Below are 18,743 nucleotides of genomic sequence, written 5' to 3' on the forward strand. Positions count from 1 at the left end.
GGCGATGGCAGCAGCGCAACAACAGGTCGGGATCGATTTCACCATCGGCGCGCGACGTTTGCTGGCGGTGCAGCGCAGCCTTGCAACCTGGAGCTTTACGCTGGATCAGGTGCTTTCGGGCACGCTGCCCGATGCGCCTGAAGCCGGCCCGGACGGGCTGCGGGTGCTTTCCGCCCCAACCGGCCAGCTTGCTGCGATCGCGGCGCGCTATCCCGGTTTTGTCGCAGGCGGGCGGCAGGATTATCGCCGCCACTACATCGACATGAGCGGCAGTTTTGCAGATTACCTCGCGCAGTTCTCGGGCAAGACCCGTTCGACCCTGCGGCGCAAGGCCAGGAAGCTGGCCGAGGAGACTGGCGGCTATACCGTCTCCGAACACCGCACCCCGGTGGAGATCGAGGCCTTCCTTGCCGCCGCCCTGCCCCTGTCGGCGCGCACCTATCAGGCGCGGCTGCTTGATGCCGGCCTGCCTGATAGCCCCGCCGCCCGGCGCGCGATAATGGAGGCCGCTGGCAATGACCGGATGCGGGCCTTCCTGCTGCACGCGGGCGACCAGCCGATCGCCTACCTCAGCTTGCCGGTGACCGGGCCGGAGACAGGCGGAACTCTGGTCTATGCCCATCTCGGCTACGACCCCGATCATGCGCGGCTTTCGCCCGGCACGGTGTTGCAGATGGACGCGCTTGAGCGGCTGTTTGCCGAAGGCCGCTATCGCTGGTTCGACTTCACCGAGGGTGATGGCGCGCACAAGGCGATGTTCGGCACTGACAGCGCGGCCTGTTCCAGCCTCGTTTTGCTGCGCCCCACGCTGGCAAACCGATCCTTGCTGGGCGCGCGAAGCGCCTTTGATGCAGGAGTAGCGCAGGCCAAGGCATTGGCCGCAAGCTCGGGCGCGCTAGAGCGTATCCGGGCCAGATTGCGCGCCTGAGCCAGCGTCATCATCGCTTTTGCGCAGGGCGGCCTTGCTGCGATTGCTCACCTGCTTGCGAAACCGTTCTTCCATCAGCCGCCGTTCGGACGGCTGGCTGCGCCCGGGCAGGCTGAACCGCAGCACAAGATACAGCCACAGCGCGGCCACAAGGCCGAGCAGGGTTCCGGCGGCAAGGCCAAGCCGGAGATCATAATGCAGAATGAGCGCAAAGGCGGCGAACGCAAAGCCGATCACAAACCACTTGGGATCAAGAAACGATCCTTCGTCAGGTGAGACGACCATGCATTATCCTTTTATGCAGTCAGCGCCGGGGAGGAGGAGAGGTGGGCGCGACTGAGTGCTGAAAATGGCAATCAGGCCCTAAAAATCAAGGGGGTAAAAGACGTATTTGGCAAAACAAAGGGCCGGAAGCCAACCGGCTCCCGACCCTTGTTGCCCATCACGGGCGCTGTAGGAAAGACCCTGTCCTCAACCCGAAGATCAAAAGGGCCACCCACAGCGCAAGCGAAGCCGTGCGGCTTCGCGCCGCAGATTACGCTCCTTCGACTTCGGTCAGGTCAACCTTGAGGCCCGGGCCCATCGACGAGGTCACGGTGACCTTGCGGAGGTACTTGCCCTTGGCGCCGCTCGGCTTGGCCTTGACCACAGCTTCGGTCAGCGCCTTGAAGTTGGCCTTCAGCGCATCATCGGAAAAGCTCAGCTTGCCAATGCCGGAGTGGATGATGCCCTGCTTTTCCACGCGGAATTCGACCTGGCCAGCCTTGGCATCCTTCACCGCCTGTTCGACATTCGGGGTGACGGTGCCCAGCTTGGGGTTCGGCATCAGCCCCTTGGGGCCGAGCGTCTTGCCCAGACGACCAACGATGCCCATCATGTCGGGCGAGGCGATCACGCGGTCATAATCGAGATTGCCGGCCATCATGTCTTCCATGAGGTCTTCGGCCCCGACCTTGTCGGCCCCGGCAGCCAGCGCCTTTTCGGCGTTGTCACCGCGCGCGAACACCGCCACGCGCACATCCTTGCCGGTACCCGACGGCAGCGACACCATGCCGCGCACCATCTGATCGGCATGACGCGGATCGACGCCGAGGTTCATCGCCACTTCGACGGTTTCGTCGAACTTGGTCTTGAACTGACGCAGCGTGGTCAGTGCTTCTTCGACTGAATAGAGCTTCTCGCGGTCGAGAGCGCCCAGTTCCTTGGCCTTCTTTGAAATCTTCGCCATCAGATCAGCCCTCCACCACTTCAAGGCCCATCGAACGGGCAGAGCCTTCGATGATGCGCATCGCCATATCGATATCATTGGCGTTGAGATCGGCCATCTTGGCCTCGGCAATTTCCTTGATCTGGCTCTGGGTGACCTTGCCCGCAATCACCTTGCTCGGCTCCTTCGAGCCCGACTTGAGGCCAGCTGCCTTCTTCAGGAAGTAGGACGCCGGCGGGGTCTTGGTGATGAAGGTGAAGGAACGATCCGCATAGACCGTGATCACGGTCGGGATCGGCATGCCCTTGTCCATTTCCTGCGTCGAGGCGTTGAACGCCTTGCAGAATTCCATGATGTTCACGCCGCGCTGACCCAGCGCCGGGCCGATCGGCGGCGAGGGCGTGGCAGAGCCCGCGGGCACCTGCAGCTTGATATAGCCTTCGATTTTCTTGGCCATGTGGCCTTACTCCTGTCGCACTATTGCCCGGCTGTTTCCATCCGGACTCATGTTAAGCGGTCCAGCGCCCCTGCTTGTGCATTGCAGCGGCTCCCGCACGGAATCGCCCGCCCGAGGGCCAGCGAAGGCGCGCGCATAGCGGATCTGGCAGGCGATGCAAGCCGCAACCCGCCCACAAGGCCTTGCGCCGCCTCCGTGTTGGAGACACATGAGACACTGTCCAGAGACAGAAAACTCGCCCCCGCTGCACACGGCTCCTGCCGGAAGCGAACGAACGAATGGGCGGCGCAAGCGGACATGGGGCCAAGCCTAGTTCGGCCCGGTGGAGTAGGAAACCGCTGCTGCGCGCTGCGCAAGGGCAGACCCTATGCCTCCCCTGATGGGCTGTGCTGTGCGGAGGAAGGAGGGCGCAGTCCCTTGGTGCGGCTGGTGAGGTGGAACGCACGGCACAAGGCGCACTTGTAGGCGCGCAAGGTGACATCAGCGCGCAAGGCCACCGCATCGGCCTCCTCGCGGGTCGCGAAGCGGCGCTTGCGCTGACAGATGCCGGGGCTGGTTTTCATGGTTCGGGTCTGAACACCACCAAGACAATCGCGCTGGAACGGCCTCGCCAGAGGCCGCAAGGGCGACCGCCCGCCCGCAGGCGCCCGGAGCGAAGCGCAGGAAACCCGCTCTCAAGCACCGCAGCGGTAGGGCAACAACCCGCCCTCAAGTAGCGCAGCGATCGGGCAACAAGGACTCGCCGAGGACGCTCGCCCGGAGGGCGAGCGAAAAACTCATTTCGCCAGTTCGACCTGTTCGAAATCGAGTTCCACCGGGGTTGCACGGCCGAAGATCGACACGCCGACCTTGACCTTGGCCTTGTCGAAATCGAGTTCCTCGACGATCCCGTTGAAGCTTGCGAACGGCCCGTCCAGCACCTTGACCGAATCGCCGATCTCGTAATCGACGCTGATGTCGCGCTTGGGCGCGGACTGGGCTTCGGCGACACCGCCGAAATAGCGCGAAGCCTCTTTTTCCGAAATCGGCTGCGGCTTGTTGCCTGAACCCAGAAAGCCGGTGACCTTGGGGGTGTTCTTGACGAGGTGATAGACATCATCGGTCATGTTGAGCTTCGCCAGCACATAGCCGGGCATGAACTTGCGTTCGACCTGCACCTTCTTGCCGCGCTTGACCTCGGTCACGGTTTCGGTCGGGACCTGCACTTCCTCGACCCCGTCGGACAGGCCGAGCCGGTCGGCCTCGGAAATGATCGCGTCGCGGACCTTGTTCTCGAAACCCGAATAAGCGTGGATGATGTACCAGCGAGCCATGCGAAATCCTTGCGAAATGACGTCTGGCGGAAGCGGCCGCACGGCCATCCCCCGCATGATGGGAAGCTTACTTGAGCAGGCCGACCGCGGCGCGCACCGCAGCACCAAAGGCGCTGTCGATGGCGAGGAAAAACAGCGACAGGATGACCATGAAAATGAACACGAAGATCGCCGTGCGCACCGTTTCTTCACGGGTCGGCCATACGATCTTCGCGGTTTCGGCGCGCACCTGGTTGACGAATTCCGCCACCGAGGTCTTGCGCTTCTTTTCTTCGGTCACATTCTTCTGCTCGGCCATCTGAGCCTCGTTCCTTCGGTAGTGCCTGCGTCTTCGCCAGCCGGCTTTCAGGTAGGGGGCCGCGCCGTCCGGGACAAGGTCGCCGGAGGGGCTGGATGATTGCCGATGTCAGGAAGACGAAGGCTCCTTACGCGGAGGCTGAAGCAATTGCAAGATCATGCGCGCGCATCACGCCAAGGCAGCAATGCGGAAAAGCGCGCCGACAGGGCTAGGCAAGGCCACATGCGGCCTCTAGCTTGCCCGGCCTGACACAGATCGGTCGTTCAGGCCGCAATTTCGGGGATCACATCAAAATGGCAGCAGGCAGCACGCTGACGCTGGGAGAACGGCTGGTCGCGCCCGTCACCAATGTCTCGGACTTCATCTGGGCGGGCACCTGGAACGGGGTCGAACTGCTGCCCTTCCCGCCGATGACGATCATCCTGCTGGGCATCGGACTGTGGGTGATGATCGGCCTGAGATTTTATCCCATCGTCAAACTGGGCAGCGCCTTTGCCGGATTGTTCACGTCCCGCAAGGGACAGGGCGCGGGCGAAATCAGCCCGTTCGCTGCGCTTTCGACCGCGCTGTCGGGGCAGGTTGGCACCGGCAATCTGGCGGGCGTCGCCACGGCCATCGCGCTGGGCGGGCCGGGCGCGGTGTTCTGGATGTGGATCACGGCCCTGTTCGGCATGGCGCTGGCCTTTGCGGAAGGCAGCCTTGCAATCCGTTACCGCGAACGCACCAGCGACGGGGTCTATCGCGGCGGCCCGATGAGCTACATCATGATGGGCCTTGGCCCCAAGTGGACATGGCTGGCGGTGGTGTTCTGCCTCGGCACGCTGTTTTCGGCGCTGGTCACCGGCAATTCGATTCAGGCCAACGAAGTCGCCAGCGGTCTCAACGAATTGTTCGGCTGGGAACGCTGGTTTGCAGGCGCGGTGGTTGCGGTTGCGGTGTTCATCGTCATCATCGGCGGGATCAAGTCGATCGGCACCGTTGCTGAAAAGGTCATTCCCTTCATGGCGGCGACCTATATCGTCATGGCGTTGGCGGCGCTGATCCTGAACTTCGGCGATCTGCCGGAGACTTTCGGACGCATCTTTGCCGGGGCCTTCAATTTCCAGAGCGCCAGCGGCGGGTTTGCCGGGGCCGCGTTGATCCTTGCGATCAGAGCCGGGGTGGCGCGCGGGCTGTTCTCGAACGAGGCGGGGCAAGGCTCGACCGCGATGGCCCATGCCGTTGCCCAGACCGACGATCCCGAACTGCAGGGCCGCATGGCGATGATGGGCACCTTCATCGATACCATCGTGATCTGCACCATGACCGCGCTGGTGATCCTGACCGTGCAGGGCGATTTCACCTATCAGGGGCAGGCGGTCGAACACGTGTGGCAGTCCGATCTGGGCACCACCGGGATGAGCGGGTTCGTCACCACCTCGGGCGCGTTTGCTGCGGCTTTCCCCTTCCCGGTCGCGGGTATCCCGCTGGGCACGCTGGTGGCATCGGTGGCGCTGATCCTGTTCGTGTTCACCACCCTGCTGACGTGGAGCTATTACGGCGAACGGGCGATCACCTTCCTGTATGACCGCATCCCGGGCGCAACCCGCCGCGGCGAGAAGCTGCTGCATATCGGCTGGCGCGTGTTGTGGTGCGTGGCGATCTATGTCGGGGCAACGCAGCCTTCGCAGCTGGTCTGGCGGCTGGGCGACATCTCCAACGCGGCGATGGCGCTGCCCAACCTGCTGGCGCTGCTGATGCTGTCAGGTGTGGTCTTCGCACTGGCGCGGGGCGACCGCACAGCCGGCAAAGACCACACCGCCGACACACCCGAAGAGCCGGAGGAATACTGACGAGGTCGGAGGGAAATCCGACGCGCCTGGCAGGGGTGACAGGATTCGAACCCGTGGCCCTCGGTTTTGGAGACCGATGCTCTACCAGCTGAGCTACACCCCTGCAGCGCGTTGGAGCGGTGCCCTTTATCGAAGGCTCCCGGGATAGGCAATCCTCTTTGCCTCAATCGCCCGCTGCGTGTATTCTGCGTGGCAGCCATGCACTCTCCCTTGCGCCCCCCGATCCCAGTCGAGACCCTTTTGCTTGCCTATCGCAGCGGGATTTTCCCGATGGCCGACCGGCGCGAGGATACCGAGGTGTTCTGGGTCGAACCGCGCGAGCGGGCGATTCTGCCGCTTGATGGCCTGCATCTGTCCAAATCCCTGCGCAAGGTGCTGCGCGCCGACCGCATCACGGTCACGGTCGATCGCGCCTTCGAACAGGTGATCCGCGCCTGCGCCGACCCGCGCGAGGATCATCCCGAAACCTGGATCAGCGAACGCATCGTCCACAGCTATGTCGGCCTGCACCGCGCCGGGCATGCCCATTCGGCCGAATGCTGGCTGGAGGGCGATGACGGCGCCCGCGCGCTGGTCGGCGGGCTCTATGGTGTCAGCTTCGACCGGGTATTCTGCGGCGAGAGCATGTTTTCGCGCGTTCCCAATGCCAGCAAGGTCGCGCTGGCGTGGCTGGTGGCGCTGCTGCGACAGGCGGGCTTCGCGCTGCTCGATTGTCAGTTCATGACCGAACACCTGCGCAGCATGGGCGCGATCGAGATTCCGCAGCGCGAGTATCGCCGCATGGTGGAATTCGCCCATGGTCGCCCGCGCACCAGCATCGGCACGGCGTGGCGCCATTTCAGCGACGGCGCGGCCTATGGCGCGGGTGACGGAGTCGGCGAAGGGGCGGGTGCAGCCGCAGCCGCCTCGCCCGGCCAGCGGATCGTGCAATCCTTGACCCAGACATCATAGACCGGGTGTTCGACCACATTGAGGCTGGGCGATTCGCGGAACAGCCAGCCGGAGAAGACGCGGGCGTGCTGGCCTTGCCCGCGCTCGCGGATATCGACCTGCACAAAGGCGCCTGTTTCCTGCGGCAATTCCCACGGCGCGGTGCGCTCGCAGGCCGACAGGCGGATGATTACCGGCCCGATCTCGGCGGTTTCACCGGGCTTCAGGGTAATGTCCTGCGAGACATTGTTGCGCTTGTTGAGCAGGCCGAGCGTCGCCACCCGCTGATCCATCGGAGTCGCGCCGTCATCATCGGCCTCGCCCGGCGCGGGCGCAGCGGCAGGCGCGGCGGCGGGCTCTGCCTGATCGAGCGGAAGATCGGCGGCCTCGGGCGCGGCTCCATTGTCGCAGGCCGCGAGAACCAGAGCGCAAGCAAGAGGCGCGGCAAGGCGGGAAAGCCGCATCGCGCGCCTCAGCCTTCGGTGCCGCCAGGACTCCACGCCTCGTAATCGCCCACCGCACGGGCGCGCTTGCCGCCGCGCTCCAACGCGCCTTGCGGGAAATAGGCCTGTGCGGTGCCGGTGGCGTTGGGGGTGTAATCCACTTCCCACACCTTGGCCGGCGGCAGGTGGCTTTCGGGCACGTCATCATAGGTGCCGTGCAGCCAGCCGTGCCATTCGGACGGCACGCGGCTGGCATCATTGGCGCCGGCATACATCACCCAGCGCTTTTCCCGCTGGGTGTAGGAGCCGGTGTTCGGCCCGCCTCGCCCTTTCGCGCGGTAATATTTGTTGCCCGCCGCATCCGTGCCGACATGTTCGCCGCCTGCGCGGCTGGCCCACAGGTGCGTGCCGATGGTGGCACCGTCCCACCAGGTGAAAATTTTGCCGAGGATTCCCATAGTCCCCGCGCCTAGCGGAATAGCAGGCGTGCGCCAATATGGATTGTGCGGAGGTTGTTGTTTGCGCGCCCGCCCCCGCAGGCACATCCTCGGCGCTGTTGCTCCGCTCCGCTCCGGGCACCTTCAGGGCAAGCGAAGCTGAACGGCCGCAGGCCGGACACCCGACATTCGGGCGCATGAGCGAGGATTTCGCAGCCCGGATGGGCTGCGGAACTCAAGGTATCTCCCAAATCACCCGGTCGCCCGGCATGATCCCCAATTCCTTCGCCCGGCCCGCGCGCAGTTCCAGCACGGCAGTGGCAAACCCGACCGAACGCACCGGCGCCAGCGAATAGGGGACGGTATCGGCCTCGATATTGCTGATCCGTCCATCAGTGCCGATGAAGATGATGTCGAGCGACAGCGGCGTGTTCTTCATCCAGAAACTGCGCGGCTGCGGCGGGTCGGAGGGAAACAGCATTCCCTCGTCATCGCCCAGTTCCTCGCGGAACATCAGCCCGCGCGCCTGGGCAGCCTCGCTCGCGGCCAGTTCGACCCGGAAGGGCAGGCGCTGGCCATCGCGCACCACCACCACATCGATCACCTCCAGCCCCGACAGCGGATGACGCGTGATCCCGTCCTCGCCGCGCACCGGTGCATCGCTGATCGGCGCATCGGGCACCTGCGCCCGCGCCGTCGCCCCTTCGCCCGGCGAACACGCCGTCAGGGCCGCCATGCCCGCCACCAGCCAAAACCTTACCATGATCCCTCGTTTCCTTCCCCGTCGCCGGCTTCATCGAGCCACGCGTCCACTTCCGCCGTGCCAGCTGCATCGAGGATGAACCGGACATGGTCGTAATCGTGGCCCGCGCGCAGCATTGCTGCAACGGCTTTTTCGCGGGCCTTGCGGATGGCCAGCGGATCGGCCCCGTCCTTGCCGCCGGTGCCATAGGGGCCAAGCCGCCGTTTCTGCGCCATCAGGATCGCCGCGCGGCGGCGCGCGGCCTCATCCGGCGCGATGTCTGCACGGATGGTTTCATCCACGCCCGCTGCCCACAGCGCCTGTTCGACCCGCCGCGCGCCATAGCCGCGCGCGCCCAGATCGCGTGCGCGCATGCGGGCATAGGCGGCATCATCGACATAGCCGAGGTCGACAAGCCGGGCGACCAGCGCGGGAATATCGATCCGCGCTTCGCGCCCATCGGCATCGGCGGCGATCCCGCGTTCCCTGAGCTTGCGCGCGAGATAGGCCTCCAGCCGCGCCCCGGTGCTGGCAAAACGCGCGGCATAGGACAAGGCAAGGTCGCGCAACTCCGCCTCGCCAAGCGGCGGCTTGGCCCGTTTGCGCCCGCCGGCATCACGACCGCGGGATGACGAATTCCCTTTACCTGAAACCATTTCGCCTTATTCGTGCCACTTTCCTTATCAAATGCGGAAAACTGGGCTAAGCCGGACTATGCCCGGCACAACGGGGTTATGCCAGAGCGCAGCAGGAGACTTCCTTCAAAAGCGCCGCAACTGACGGGTATCGCTAGTAACTATGACCGACGCCGCTTTGACGCCGACGCCGAATGATTGCGACCTGCCGCGAATCCGCGCGCAGTTTGCGACCTTCAATGATGCGATCGACTATGCCGCCAGAAGCCGCAAGGGCCTTAATTTTCACGACATGCGCGGCGAATTGGCGCGGGTCTATCCCTATGCCGAAATGCGCGAGGATGCGCTGGCGATGGCGCGCCGTCTGGTCGCCTCCGGGATCGGCAAGGATGATCGTGTTGCCCTGATCGCGGAGACCGGGGCCGACTTTGCCGCGCTGTTCTGTGCCTGCGTCTATGCCGGGGCATGGCCGGTGCCGCTGCCGCTGCCGACCACCTTCGGCGGCAAGGAAAGCTATATTGATCAGCTGGCGGTGCAGCTGTTGAGCTCGGATCCCACGATCCTGCTCTACCCGGCCGAAATCACCGAAATGGCCGAAGCGGCTGCCGCACGGCAGGGTTGCGCAGCGCAAAGCTGGCAGGATTTCGCCCAAGGGCCAGCGCCCGATTGCGTCCTGCCTACCGCCAGCCCGGACGATATCTGCTACCTGCAATATTCCAGCGGATCGACCCGATTCCCCACGGGGGTGGCGGTGACGCACCGCGCGCTGCTGCACAACCTGTTTGGCCATTCGACCACGATGAATCTGGGCGCAAATGACCGCTGCGTCAGCTGGCTGCCGTGGTATCACGACATGGGTCTGGTCGGCTGCTTCCTGTCGCTGATCGCCAATCAGGTGTCGGGCGACTATCTGAAACCCGATGCCTTTGCGCGCCGCCCGCTGGCGTGGCTGGACGTGATCAGCCGCAATCCGGGCAACACGCTGTCCTATTCGCCGACCTTCGGATATGACATCTGCGCGCGCCGCATCTCCAGCCAGAGCAATGTGGCGGAACGCTTCGATCTGTCGCGCTGGCGGATCGCGGGCAACGGCGCGGACATGATCCGCCCGGACGTGATGCAGAACTTCGTCAACGCCTTTGCCGATGCCGGGTTCAAGGCCTCGTCCTTCACCCCGTCCTATGGCCTTGCCGAGGCGGTTCTGGCGGTAACGGTGATGCCGCCGGGCGAAGGCATAAGGGTCGAACTGGTCGAGGAAGAACGCCTCTCGGGCGCGCCGCGCGACCTGTCGCGCCCGGCCCGCTACCGCGCCATCGTGAACTGCGGCAAGGCGCTGCCCGACATGGAAGTCGCCATTCGCGGAGAAGACGGCCACAGCCGCACCGATCACCAGATCGGCAAGGTGTGGTGCCGCGGCCCCAGCGTGATGCATTCCTATTTCCGCAACGAAGACGCGACCGCCGACTGCCTTGTCCCCGGCGAGGATGGCAATGGCGCCTGGCTCGACACCGGGGACATGGGCTATACCGCCAATGGCTATCTGTTCATCGTCGGGCGGGCGAAGGACATGATCATCATCAACGGCAAGAACCACTGGCCGCAGGATATCGAATGGGCGGTGGAGCAATTGCCCGGCTTCAACCATGGCGACATCGCCGCCTTCTCGATCGAGATGGAAAACGGCGAGGAAGCGCCAGCCGTGCTCGTCCATTGCCGCGTGTCCGATCCGGTCGAGCGGGTGAAACTGCGCGAACAGATCGCCGACAAGGTGCGTTCGGTCACCGGCATGAGCTGCATCGTCGAACTCGTCCCGCCGCGCACCCTGCCGCGCACCTCGTCGGGCAAGCTCAGCCGCGCCAAGGCCAAGAAGCTGTATCTGGCAGGCGAGATCGTCCCGATTTCGCTGGCGGCCTAGAGCGCGGCAAGACCGCAGTTCCCCAGCAAGCCAAGCCACGCCTGGGCGATAAGCTCTCGCGTTGACGCATAAGCAGCCGGATAGTCAGCTTTTGGCGAAACGCCTTGAGCTAGGGGATGACCGGTGTTGGGTGGCTTTCTGCCCTTTTCGTCATCCCAGCGAAAGCTGGGATCGCTGGCGGTCAGTGGATCTGCGCGAAAAGGTCACCCCATTCAGGGTTGCTCTTTTCAATCTGCTCGATCTTCCATGCGCGCTTCCATGCCTTCATCGCTTTTTCTCGGGCGATGGCGGCCACGATCTCGGCATGAGGCTACGCGTAGACCAGTCGGTCAAGGCCATAACGACGGCAGAAGGCGGAACCCTTGCTTTGCTTGTGTTGCATGATCCGCGCGGGCAGATCGGCGGTGACGCCGATATACAGCACGCCGCCGCGTTTGTTGGTCATGATGTAGACCCAGCCGCCCATTGCCGTGAGCTAGCACGAGGGCCAGAGCGATCCCAGCTTTCGCTGGGATGACGGTAAAGTCCGTTCCGGGGTCGATAGCTGAATGGCAGCTTTTTTAGAGGACGCAGCTAAGCAGACGCTGCTTCTTGCCCTGCCCGATCCAGCTTGAACATTGGTCCATGCGGCGACCGGCAACCTGCATCGGATCCCGTGACCGGCCTACTCCCCTTCCGGGGCCCATTGTGCGCGAACCGGTCCGAAGCCGGCCAGCAGCTCGACCCTGACGCCCTGTTCGCGCAGCCTCTCGGCGGCCTGTTCGGTCGCGTCGGGATCCCCGCTCAGCACCACGGCGCGATCCAGCCGCTGCGCCGCCCAGCCGATCACCGCCAAGGCCTCGCTACCCCGGGCGTTCGGCCCGTCCTCGCCAAACGGGATATTCGCCGGAAGCACCCCCATCGGGGGGATCAGCTCGATCGTCCACTCCGGTTCGGTCACGGCGATGCGTTGTTCCAGCGTGCGATAGGCATCCAGCCCGGCATCACCAAGCCGCCGTGATCGCACCAGCGCGCGGCGACGGTTGCGGTCGATCAGCACCTCGGTTTCGGGCACCCCCGCCGCCAGCGACAGCCGGGTGGCAAGCGCCTGCAGGCGCGCGGTATTGGCGGCTTCCTCGCGCGCTCTCGTGGCGGAAAGCTGCGCGCGCTGGGCCGCGCCCGCGCCGGTCTCGGTCTGGGTCTGGGTCAGCGTCAGCGCGACCGGGCGGCCCAGCCGGCTGCGCAGCGCGCGGTTGATCTCACCTTCCGCATCGGGCCTGATGACAGGCGTGAACATGATCGCACTGACCTCCATCGGAGCGGAGGAGAAATCGATCTCCAGCGCATCGAGCTGGGCCGGCCCTTCGAACCGCTCGCGGATGGCATCGCGCACGATCCGCTGGGCATTGGTCTCCCACGCGATCTGTTGAAGCGAGAACCCGAGCGGGATCGCAAGGCTCACGAACACCGTCAGCAAGGCAATGTTCTGGAAGATGGTGTTGCGCGCGCTCAAAGCGGTGCGGAAACCATAGAGCTTGGCCATGGCAAAGGCGGTCAGCGCGATGGTCAAAAGGTTGGTGACAAACAGCAGCAGCGAGCCGGAGAACACCGTCCAGTTGAAAGTCGCAAGGCCAAAGCCGACCACCGCCAGCGGCGGCATCAACGCGGTGGCGATCGCCACGCCGACAATCGTGCCCTCGCGCCCGCGGATCATCGCATAGGCCCCCGCAAGCGCCGAAAACAGCGCCACGAACAGATCGAACAGGTTGGGCCGGGTGCGTGCGGCGATCTCTGTCGTGATGGTCTGGATCGGCGAAAGATACACCAGCGCCCCGCATAACAGCACCGCCAGCAGGCTGCCCAGCAGCAGGGTGCGCGCCGATTGCTTGACCCAGTCCCAGTCACCGATCGCCAGCGCAAAGCCCAGCCCCATGATCGGCCCCATCAACGGCGACAGTAGCATCGCGCCGATCACCACCGCGGGTGACCCCAGCAGCAGGCCTAGCACGGCGATCCCGCCGCTCATCGCGGTCATGAACAGATATCTTTCGGACATCGCGCAATCATCGCGCCGCCGTTCGATCACTTCGGCCTGATCGACCTGGCCGATCACCCGCTCGGCCCACCAGTCACGCAAGGATTCGATCACGCTCCCGAGAGAGGCACGCTCTGCCAGCGCGGCCGCGACCGGTTCGACGCCGGCCGGCTGCATCGCGGCCGGCTGGGCGCCTTCGTCCTTGACGGCCTCGACATCTTCGGCGCCAATATCCGCGCCCGGCTGAGCCGATCCCGTGGAGCCTGCCTTGTCGTTCATCCGCCTGCCTTTGTGCGCATCGTCATGGCACCGCCACTAGCCCGCCGGACAGGCACTTGCCAAGCGCGCAACCATAATCGCGCGCGCCAATGGACGCGCATGGGCAATCCGGAGTAGCATGCCAGACCATCTTGAAAGGCGTGTTTTAGATTACTAATACAGTCGGGACGCACCGGCGCTGCGGCGCAGGGCACATGAGGGAGCACGAAACAGGCATGAGCACCGAAACCAGAACGGCGACTGCAACCGCGCCAATGACGTCGGGCGAGTTCTCGCTTACTGCGCCCGACCCGGTGCCTGACGTAGCGCCCGAACAGGCCGCAGGTCTGGTGCCGGTCAGCGCCGAGGAGAAGAGCAAGCTCGATACCAAGGTCGATGCCTTCGTTGCCGATCTCGTTTCGGCCGACGCCAATTCGCCCGAATTCGGCGAGAAGGTCGATCAGATCACCCGCATGGGGCAGGAACAGATCCGCGCCGCTGCCGCGATGTCGAACCGCTTTCTGGATCGTCCGGTGCGGGCGATGGATGCCGACGGCAATGTCGGCAAGGATCTGGCCGAACTGCGCCGCACGGTCGAGGATCTAGATCCGGGCCGCAAGGGCAAGCTGTCCGGCCCGCGCAAGATCCTGGGCATCATCCCCTTCGGCAACAAGCTGAAGAACTATTTCGACAGCTATACCAGCGCGCAGGGGCATATCAGCGCAATCCTGACGCGGCTCGAAAGCGGGAAGAAGGAACTCCACCTCGATAACGCGGCCATCGATACCGAACGCCAGAAGCTGTGGGCCGCGATGGGCGAGCTGGAACAGATGATCCACATCGCCAAGACGCTGGATGCGCGGCTGGAGGCCAAGGCGCTCGAACTCGACAGCAGCGATCCGGCCAAGGCCAAGGCGCTGCGCGAATCCGCGCTGTTCTATGTCCGCCAGCGCACGCAGGATCTGCTCACGCAGATGGCGGTGAGCGTACAGGGCTACCTCGCGCTCGATCTGGTCAAGAAGAACAATGTCGAACTGGTCAAGGGCGTCGACCGCGCCAGCACCACCACCGTCGGCGCGCTGCGCACGGCGGTCACCGTGGCGCAGGCGATGACCAACCAGCGGCTGGTGCTGGGCCAGATCACGGCCCTCAACCAGACCACCAGCGACATCATCGATTCGACCAGCACGCTACTGCGCGAACAGACCGCGCAGATCCACGAACAGGCGGCGTCCAGCACGATCCCGCTGGAAACGCTGCAACGCGCTTTCCAGAACATCTATGACACGATGGACGAGGTCGACAGCTTCAAGATCCGCGCGCTCGACAGCATGAAGCAGACGGTGACCACGCTGTCCGCCGAGGTCGAGAAATCGAAAGGCTATATCGCTCGGGCCGAAGGCCAGGCGCAGGCACAGGCCAAGGTTGCCGCGAGTGAGCCTTCGTTGCTGGCGCTGGATAGCTGATGCCTGACAGTGCCCGCGAATCCGACCGGATCCTGCGCGAAGCCAAGACCAGCCTCGCGGTGCAGCGCGAGGGCGGCACGCACCGCCCTGCGCGTGGGAGCATCGGCAAAGGTTCGGCCGAGATCAAGATGAAGAGCCTGCTGAAGCGGGTACGCAACATCGCCATCGCCATCGTCACGATCTGGATCGGCGCGGGGATTGCCGGGGCCTTCGTCAACGGCATCGGCTTCTGGGGGGTCATGGCAGTGGTGATCGCCACCGCCATCGCCGTCGCGGTGTTCTCCAGCTTCCCCAAGGTCAAGGTGCCCAAGCGCGCGGAGCTGTCGCAGGGCAACCCGCAGCAGATGGTGGCGCGCACCGAATTGTGGCTGGAGGCGCAGCGTCCCGCCCTGCCCCCGCCCGCGCAAGGGATCGTCGATCAGCTGGGCGTGCAGCTGGATGCGCTCGGCCTGCAATTACAGACCATCGACGGCGCGCATCCGGCGATGGCCGAAGTGCGCGAGCTGGTGGGCGAATATATCCCCGAAACCATCGACAATTATCGCAAGATTCCCGCGCAGCTGCGCAAGGAAGCCCACGCGGGCAAGACCGCCGACGAACGCCTGACCGAAAGCCTGTCGAAGCTTTCGGGCGAGGTCGACCGCGTCACCCGACGGCTGGCCGAAGGCGCGCTTGACGATCTGGCGATCAAGAGCCGCTATCTCGAATACCGCTATGGCGGGGCAGAGGCGCTGGAGGATATGCGCGCAATGCCCGACACCGGCGTGCCGCTGCCCGATCTGTCCGCCACGCCGGCCACAACAAAGCGCGGAGGCTGAGCGATGCGCGTCACCTTGCCCCACGATCTCTCGCGCGAGGAAGTGCGCCGCCGGATGCGCGCCCATGCCGATGAAATCGCGGGGTTCTTCCCCCCGGGCCTGGCCAAGGTGACAACCGGCTGGCCGAGCGAAGACCGCATGAGCATCACCGCTGAAGTCATGGGCTTCACCATCCCCGGCGGAGTCGAGATCGGCGATAGTGCGGTGGTGATCACCATGGACCTGCCGATGCTGCTGAACGTGATGCGCGGCCCGCTCGAACATGCGGTGAAGAAAGAAGGCGCGCGCCTGCTCGCCCCCTGATCCGGTGGCGGTGGCTAGGCCGCCCGCACCTGTCCTGCCCGCACCAGTAACGTCACTTCGGCCCCGCTGAAATCGAGGCTGGCGAGGCTTCCTGCGTAGAGGCATTCCCCCGCCCCGGCCCGCGCCGCGCCGTCCCGTGACACCACTGCGCCCACCAGCGGCAGCGCCAGCAACGCACCCGCAAAGGCGGCATGGGTCGCGGCGTCGGGCGCACCTTCGACCCGGTCGAGCCGGAAATGCGGCCCGTCGATCAGCGCCTGACCGCGCGCCGCCACGCTGCCGCGATGCTCCTCAGCGTAGGGCACACCTTGCGCCACTGCCAATCCGCGTTCGAGATGCAATTCGCGCGGGCGGCCATAGTCATAGAGGCGGAAGGTGGTGTCGCTGTTCTGCTGCACCTCGACCAGCGACAGGCCCGGGCCGATGGCGTGAACGGTGCCTGCGGGCAGGTAGAACAGATCGCCCGCGCGCGCCGAATGCCACGTCAGCAGGCCTTCGATCGTGCCGTCCTGCGCGGCGGCTTCGATCTCGGCGGAACCGACCTCGCGCTCGAACCCGATCGCCAGCCGCGCATCGGGATCGGCATCGAGCACCAGCCAGCATTCCTCCTTGCCCGCCTCGCCCGGCAGGGCCTGCATGTCGGACGGGTGCACCTGCACCGAAAGCTTTTCCGAGGTGAACAGATATTTGACCAGCACCTGTGGCAGTTCGGGCGGCGGCTCGAACCAGATTTCGCCGATCCGTTCACCCTCGGGCGCGGCAAAGGGCGCGGGCAGGTGATCGCGGCCCCAGACCTTGGCGACCATGCGGGTCGGAAGCCGGCGCGCGGGCGTCATCACTGGTTCACCGCACCCGGCAGCTTGCCGACGCGCTGCGCGCCGTCGCGGGTGGTGACCAGCACCTCGTCACCCGACACGATGATGCACACATCCTCCAGCCCCACCGCCGAAATGCGCAGGCCATCGGTCAGCGCAAAGACGCCGCGGCACTGATCGAGATCGACCCGCCCGCCGCGCCCGATGTTGCCATCATCATCCGCTGTTTGCGCCAGCGCATCGGCCAGCGCGGCCCAGTTGCCGATATCCGACCAGCCCATCTCCACCGGCACCATCGCCGCGCGGGCGGTATTTTCCATCACCGCATAGTCGATCGAATCCCCGGCAATCGCGGCAAAGGGCGCTGCTGCGGGATGGAAGCACGCGCCGTCTTCCCGCCCTTCGGCCACGGCCTGCCGGACAAGCCGCGCCATCTCCGGGCGATAGGCGGCGAGTTCAGCGAGCAGATGTCCGGCGCGGAAGGCGAAAATCCCGCCGTTCCAGCTAAAATTGCCGCTGGCGAGATATTCCTGCGCCCGCGCCAGATCGGGCTTTTCGACAAAGCGGGCAATGGCATAGCCGCCCGGCAGCGAATCGCCATGCTGGAGATAGCCATAGCCGGTTTCCGGCCGGTCGGGCGCGATGCCGAAGGACACGAGGTAATCCTGCCGCGCCAGCTCTGCCGCAGCCAGCGCCGCCGCGCGGAAGGCAGCCGGATCGGCAATGTGGTGATCGCTCGGACAGACCAGCATCACCGCGTCTTCGGGCAGCAGCGCGGCTGCGAGCGCGATGGCGGGCGCGGTGTTGCGCGCGCAAGGCTCCACCACCAGCCGCGCACCGGGCGCATCCCCGAGCTGCGCCAGGATGACATCACCGTGCGCTGCGCCCGCCACCACCATCAGCGCGGCAAAGCGATCATCCCCCGCAACCCGGCGAACAGCCTGTTCGAACAGGGTTTCCGCGCTCACCAGCGGAAGGAATGGCTTGGGAAGAGCCTTGCGGCTGAGCGGCCAGAGCCGCGTGCCGCTGCCCCCGCACAGGATGACCGGGTGGATCTGGCTCAAGCGTCTTGTTCCTTGCTGCTGTTTTCCCGCGCTATATCAAGCCTGTCGCACATGCCAGCCCGAACGGGCCGGGAAGGGCCGTTAAGGGCCCGGATCGGAGCCATCAGAACCACCGTTGCCGCCAGAAGAACGGCGCGGCGACAGGATTGCCCGCAGCGTCCATCGCCGGACGGAAACGGAGCCGCGCCTCGACCAGTTCGCAGGTGATGCGGTCAGCCTCGGGGTCGGGACTGGGGCGGAAGATGGTGCAATCACGCGCGCGCCCGTCGGTACCGACGATCACCCGCACGATCACCTCGGTTCCCTGCCGCGCACCACGGCCACCATCAGGCACCGGAAAATCGCGAGCATTGTCGATGCTGCCGGAAATATGCACCGGCCGCGTCACCGCCACCCCGCCGCGCCCGCTGCCCCGGTTGCCGCTGCCGGTGCCCAGCCCGCTGCCTGCCGCCCCGGTGCCCTCGCCCGCCTCGGTCGCCCCCGATCGGGTGGCGGTGCCAGTCGATGACGCGCGCGGACGGGCCTGCTCCTCACGCAGGTTTCGCGGGGGAGACGGCTGCGTCACCGGCTGCGGCACCGCGTCGCGGCCCGGATCGCCCTGTGCGCCTTCGTCGGGCTCGGGCTGGTTTTCGGGCGGCGGCGGATCGGGCGGCGCGGTGACTGTGACAGTAAAGGCCGAAACGATCTCACGCTCGACCGAGGCGGTGAAATCCGGCGCCAGCGCGCGCGCAAGGCCATAAAGCGCCGCCACGTGAAGCAGCACGATCCCCGCAAGCAAGGGGAGGCTAAGCTTACGCCGCTGGCGGGAATGGAATTTGGGGCTTGTCATGCCTGTCGCCTGTCAATCGCGATTGCGTCCGTTTCGGGC

Annotated in this window: 21 protein-coding genes, 1 tRNA gene and 1 pseudogene; 7 read left to right on the forward strand and 16 right to left on the reverse strand. The window is 65.3% G+C overall.

The genetic code is table 11. The features are described 5' to 3' along the window. The first annotated feature begins 4 nt into the window (after positions 1 to 4). A complete protein-coding gene (locus BUA05_RS11415; RefSeq protein WP_072675140.1) occupies positions 5 to 928 on the forward strand; it encodes a GNAT family N-acetyltransferase in 924 nt (307 codons plus the stop codon). Here the strand turns inward: BUA05_RS11415 and BUA05_RS11420 are convergent. The 6 genes from BUA05_RS11420 to secE form a co-directional block, all read right to left on the reverse strand. After that, positions 896 to 1,213: a hypothetical protein gene (locus BUA05_RS11420; RefSeq protein ID WP_072675141.1), complete on the reverse strand. Its 318-nt coding sequence runs from the start codon at positions 1,211 to 1,213 to the stop codon at positions 896 to 898. The genes BUA05_RS11415 and BUA05_RS11420 overlap by 33 nt on opposite strands. A gap of 250 nt (positions 1,214 to 1,463) precedes the next feature. Continuing rightward, the gene (gene rplA / locus BUA05_RS11425; RefSeq protein WP_072675142.1) at positions 1,464 to 2,156 is read right to left on the reverse strand and encodes a 50S ribosomal protein L1; all 693 of its coding nucleotides are present in this window, start codon (positions 2,154 to 2,156) and stop codon (positions 1,464 to 1,466) included. 4 nt (positions 2,157 to 2,160) lie between these two features. Continuing rightward, positions 2,161 to 2,592, reverse strand: coding sequence for a 50S ribosomal protein L11 (gene rplK / locus BUA05_RS11430; RefSeq protein WP_072675143.1), 432 nt, complete (start codon positions 2,590 to 2,592; stop codon positions 2,161 to 2,163). Between the two features lie 365 nt (positions 2,593 to 2,957). Beyond that, positions 2,958 to 3,155, reverse strand: a complete 198-nt coding sequence (locus tag BUA05_RS11435; RefSeq protein ID WP_072675144.1) for a hypothetical protein — start codon at positions 3,153 to 3,155, stop codon at positions 2,958 to 2,960. 213 nt (positions 3,156 to 3,368) lie between these two features. Next, positions 3,369 to 3,905: a transcription termination/antitermination protein NusG gene (gene nusG / locus BUA05_RS11440; protein WP_072675145.1), complete on the reverse strand. Its 537-nt coding sequence runs from the start codon at positions 3,903 to 3,905 to the stop codon at positions 3,369 to 3,371. A 67-nt stretch (positions 3,906 to 3,972) separates the two neighbouring features. Then, positions 3,973 to 4,203 (reverse strand): preprotein translocase subunit SecE, encoded by a 231-nt coding sequence (gene secE, locus BUA05_RS11445; RefSeq protein ID WP_072675146.1) that lies wholly within the window; start codon positions 4,201 to 4,203, stop codon positions 3,973 to 3,975. Positions 4,204 to 4,496: 293 nt separating this feature from the next. Here secE and BUA05_RS11450 point away from each other — a divergent pair, with 293 nt between their 5' ends. After that, complete coding sequence (locus tag BUA05_RS11450) at positions 4,497 to 6,035, forward strand: alanine/glycine:cation symporter family protein (protein ID WP_072675175.1); 1,539 nt, start codon at positions 4,497 to 4,499, stop codon at positions 6,033 to 6,035. Between the two features lie 27 nt (positions 6,036 to 6,062). Here the strand turns inward: BUA05_RS11450 and BUA05_RS11455 are convergent. Further along, positions 6,063 to 6,138: transfer RNA gene (locus tag BUA05_RS11455), tRNA-Trp, on the reverse strand. A gap of 95 nt (positions 6,139 to 6,233) precedes the next feature. Between BUA05_RS11455 and aat the strand changes: the two genes are divergently transcribed. Next, complete coding sequence (gene aat, locus BUA05_RS11460; RefSeq protein WP_084662632.1) at positions 6,234 to 6,986, forward strand: leucyl/phenylalanyl-tRNA--protein transferase; 753 nt, start codon at positions 6,234 to 6,236, stop codon at positions 6,984 to 6,986. Here the strand turns inward: aat and BUA05_RS11465 are convergent. The 4 genes from BUA05_RS11465 to BUA05_RS11480 form a co-directional block, all read right to left on the reverse strand. Further along, positions 6,890 to 7,429 carry a DUF2155 domain-containing protein gene (locus tag BUA05_RS11465; RefSeq protein ID WP_072675148.1) on the reverse strand — a complete coding sequence of 180 codons (540 nt, stop codon included), beginning with the start codon at positions 7,427 to 7,429 and terminating at the stop codon, positions 6,890 to 6,892. The genes aat and BUA05_RS11465 overlap by 97 nt on opposite strands. 8 nt (positions 7,430 to 7,437) lie before the next feature. Next, positions 7,438 to 7,866 (reverse strand): NADH:ubiquinone oxidoreductase subunit NDUFA12, encoded by a 429-nt coding sequence (locus BUA05_RS11470; RefSeq protein WP_072675149.1) that lies wholly within the window; start codon positions 7,864 to 7,866, stop codon positions 7,438 to 7,440. Between the two features lie 214 nt (positions 7,867 to 8,080). Next, positions 8,081 to 8,608, reverse strand: a complete 528-nt coding sequence (locus BUA05_RS11475) for a DUF192 domain-containing protein (protein ID WP_072675150.1) — start codon at positions 8,606 to 8,608, stop codon at positions 8,081 to 8,083. Beyond that, positions 8,602 to 9,243 (reverse strand): regulatory protein RecX, encoded by a 642-nt coding sequence (locus BUA05_RS11480; protein ID WP_072675151.1) that lies wholly within the window; start codon positions 9,241 to 9,243, stop codon positions 8,602 to 8,604. The genes BUA05_RS11475 and BUA05_RS11480 overlap by 7 nt, the downstream gene beginning before the upstream one ends. A gap of 142 nt (positions 9,244 to 9,385) precedes the next feature. Between BUA05_RS11480 and BUA05_RS11485 the strand changes: the two genes are divergently transcribed. Beyond that, positions 9,386 to 11,137 carry a fatty acyl-AMP ligase gene (locus BUA05_RS11485; protein ID WP_072675152.1) on the forward strand — a complete coding sequence of 584 codons (1,752 nt, stop codon included), beginning with the start codon at positions 9,386 to 9,388 and terminating at the stop codon, positions 11,135 to 11,137. Between the two features lie 181 nt (positions 11,138 to 11,318). Here the strand turns inward: BUA05_RS11485 and BUA05_RS11490 are convergent. Beyond that, positions 11,319 to 11,603, reverse strand: a pseudogene (locus BUA05_RS11490) (GIY-YIG nuclease family protein). 198 nt (positions 11,604 to 11,801) lie between these two features. After that, positions 11,802 to 13,430, reverse strand: a complete 1,629-nt coding sequence (locus BUA05_RS11495; RefSeq protein WP_245790181.1) for a TIGR00341 family protein — start codon at positions 13,428 to 13,430, stop codon at positions 11,802 to 11,804. A gap of 215 nt (positions 13,431 to 13,645) precedes the next feature. On the opposite strand from BUA05_RS11495, the gene BUA05_RS11500 reads away from it, so the two are divergent. The 3 genes from BUA05_RS11500 to BUA05_RS11510 are packed head-to-tail and all read left to right on the forward strand — an operon-like array spanning position 13,646 to position 15,996. Continuing rightward, positions 13,646 to 14,875, forward strand: a complete 1,230-nt coding sequence (locus BUA05_RS11500; RefSeq protein ID WP_072675153.1) for a toxic anion resistance protein — start codon at positions 13,646 to 13,648, stop codon at positions 14,873 to 14,875. After that, the gene (locus tag BUA05_RS11505; protein ID WP_072675154.1) at positions 14,875 to 15,693 is read left to right on the forward strand and encodes a hypothetical protein; all 819 of its coding nucleotides are present in this window, start codon (positions 14,875 to 14,877) and stop codon (positions 15,691 to 15,693) included. The genes BUA05_RS11500 and BUA05_RS11505 overlap by 1 nt, the downstream gene beginning before the upstream one ends. 3 nt (positions 15,694 to 15,696) lie before the next feature. Next, positions 15,697 to 15,996: a polyhydroxyalkanoic acid system family protein gene (locus tag BUA05_RS11510; RefSeq protein WP_072675155.1), complete on the forward strand. Its 300-nt coding sequence runs from the start codon at positions 15,697 to 15,699 to the stop codon at positions 15,994 to 15,996. A gap of 14 nt (positions 15,997 to 16,010) precedes the next feature. Here the strand turns inward: BUA05_RS11510 and BUA05_RS11515 are convergent, their stop codons facing one another. The 3 genes from BUA05_RS11515 to BUA05_RS11525 all read right to left on the reverse strand — a co-directional run bounded on the left by BUA05_RS11515 (position 16,011) and on the right by BUA05_RS11525 (position 18,704). Next, positions 16,011 to 16,832: a class I mannose-6-phosphate isomerase gene (locus BUA05_RS11515; RefSeq protein WP_072675156.1), complete on the reverse strand. Its 822-nt coding sequence runs from the start codon at positions 16,830 to 16,832 to the stop codon at positions 16,011 to 16,013. Next, a complete protein-coding gene (locus BUA05_RS11520; protein WP_072675157.1) occupies positions 16,832 to 17,875 on the reverse strand; it encodes a mannose-1-phosphate guanylyltransferase in 1,044 nt (347 codons plus the stop codon). Before BUA05_RS11520 ends, BUA05_RS11515 begins: the two co-directional genes overlap by 1 nt. A gap of 103 nt (positions 17,876 to 17,978) precedes the next feature. Beyond that, complete coding sequence (locus BUA05_RS11525) at positions 17,979 to 18,704, reverse strand: energy transducer TonB (RefSeq protein WP_072675158.1); 726 nt, start codon at positions 18,702 to 18,704, stop codon at positions 17,979 to 17,981. Positions 18,705 to 18,743: the final 39 nt, after the last annotated feature.

Origin of the sequence: Erythrobacter sanguineus (genome assembly GCF_900143235.1) — a bacterium.
Classification (GTDB): Bacteria; Pseudomonadota; Alphaproteobacteria; order Sphingomonadales; family Sphingomonadaceae; genus Erythrobacter; species Erythrobacter sanguineus.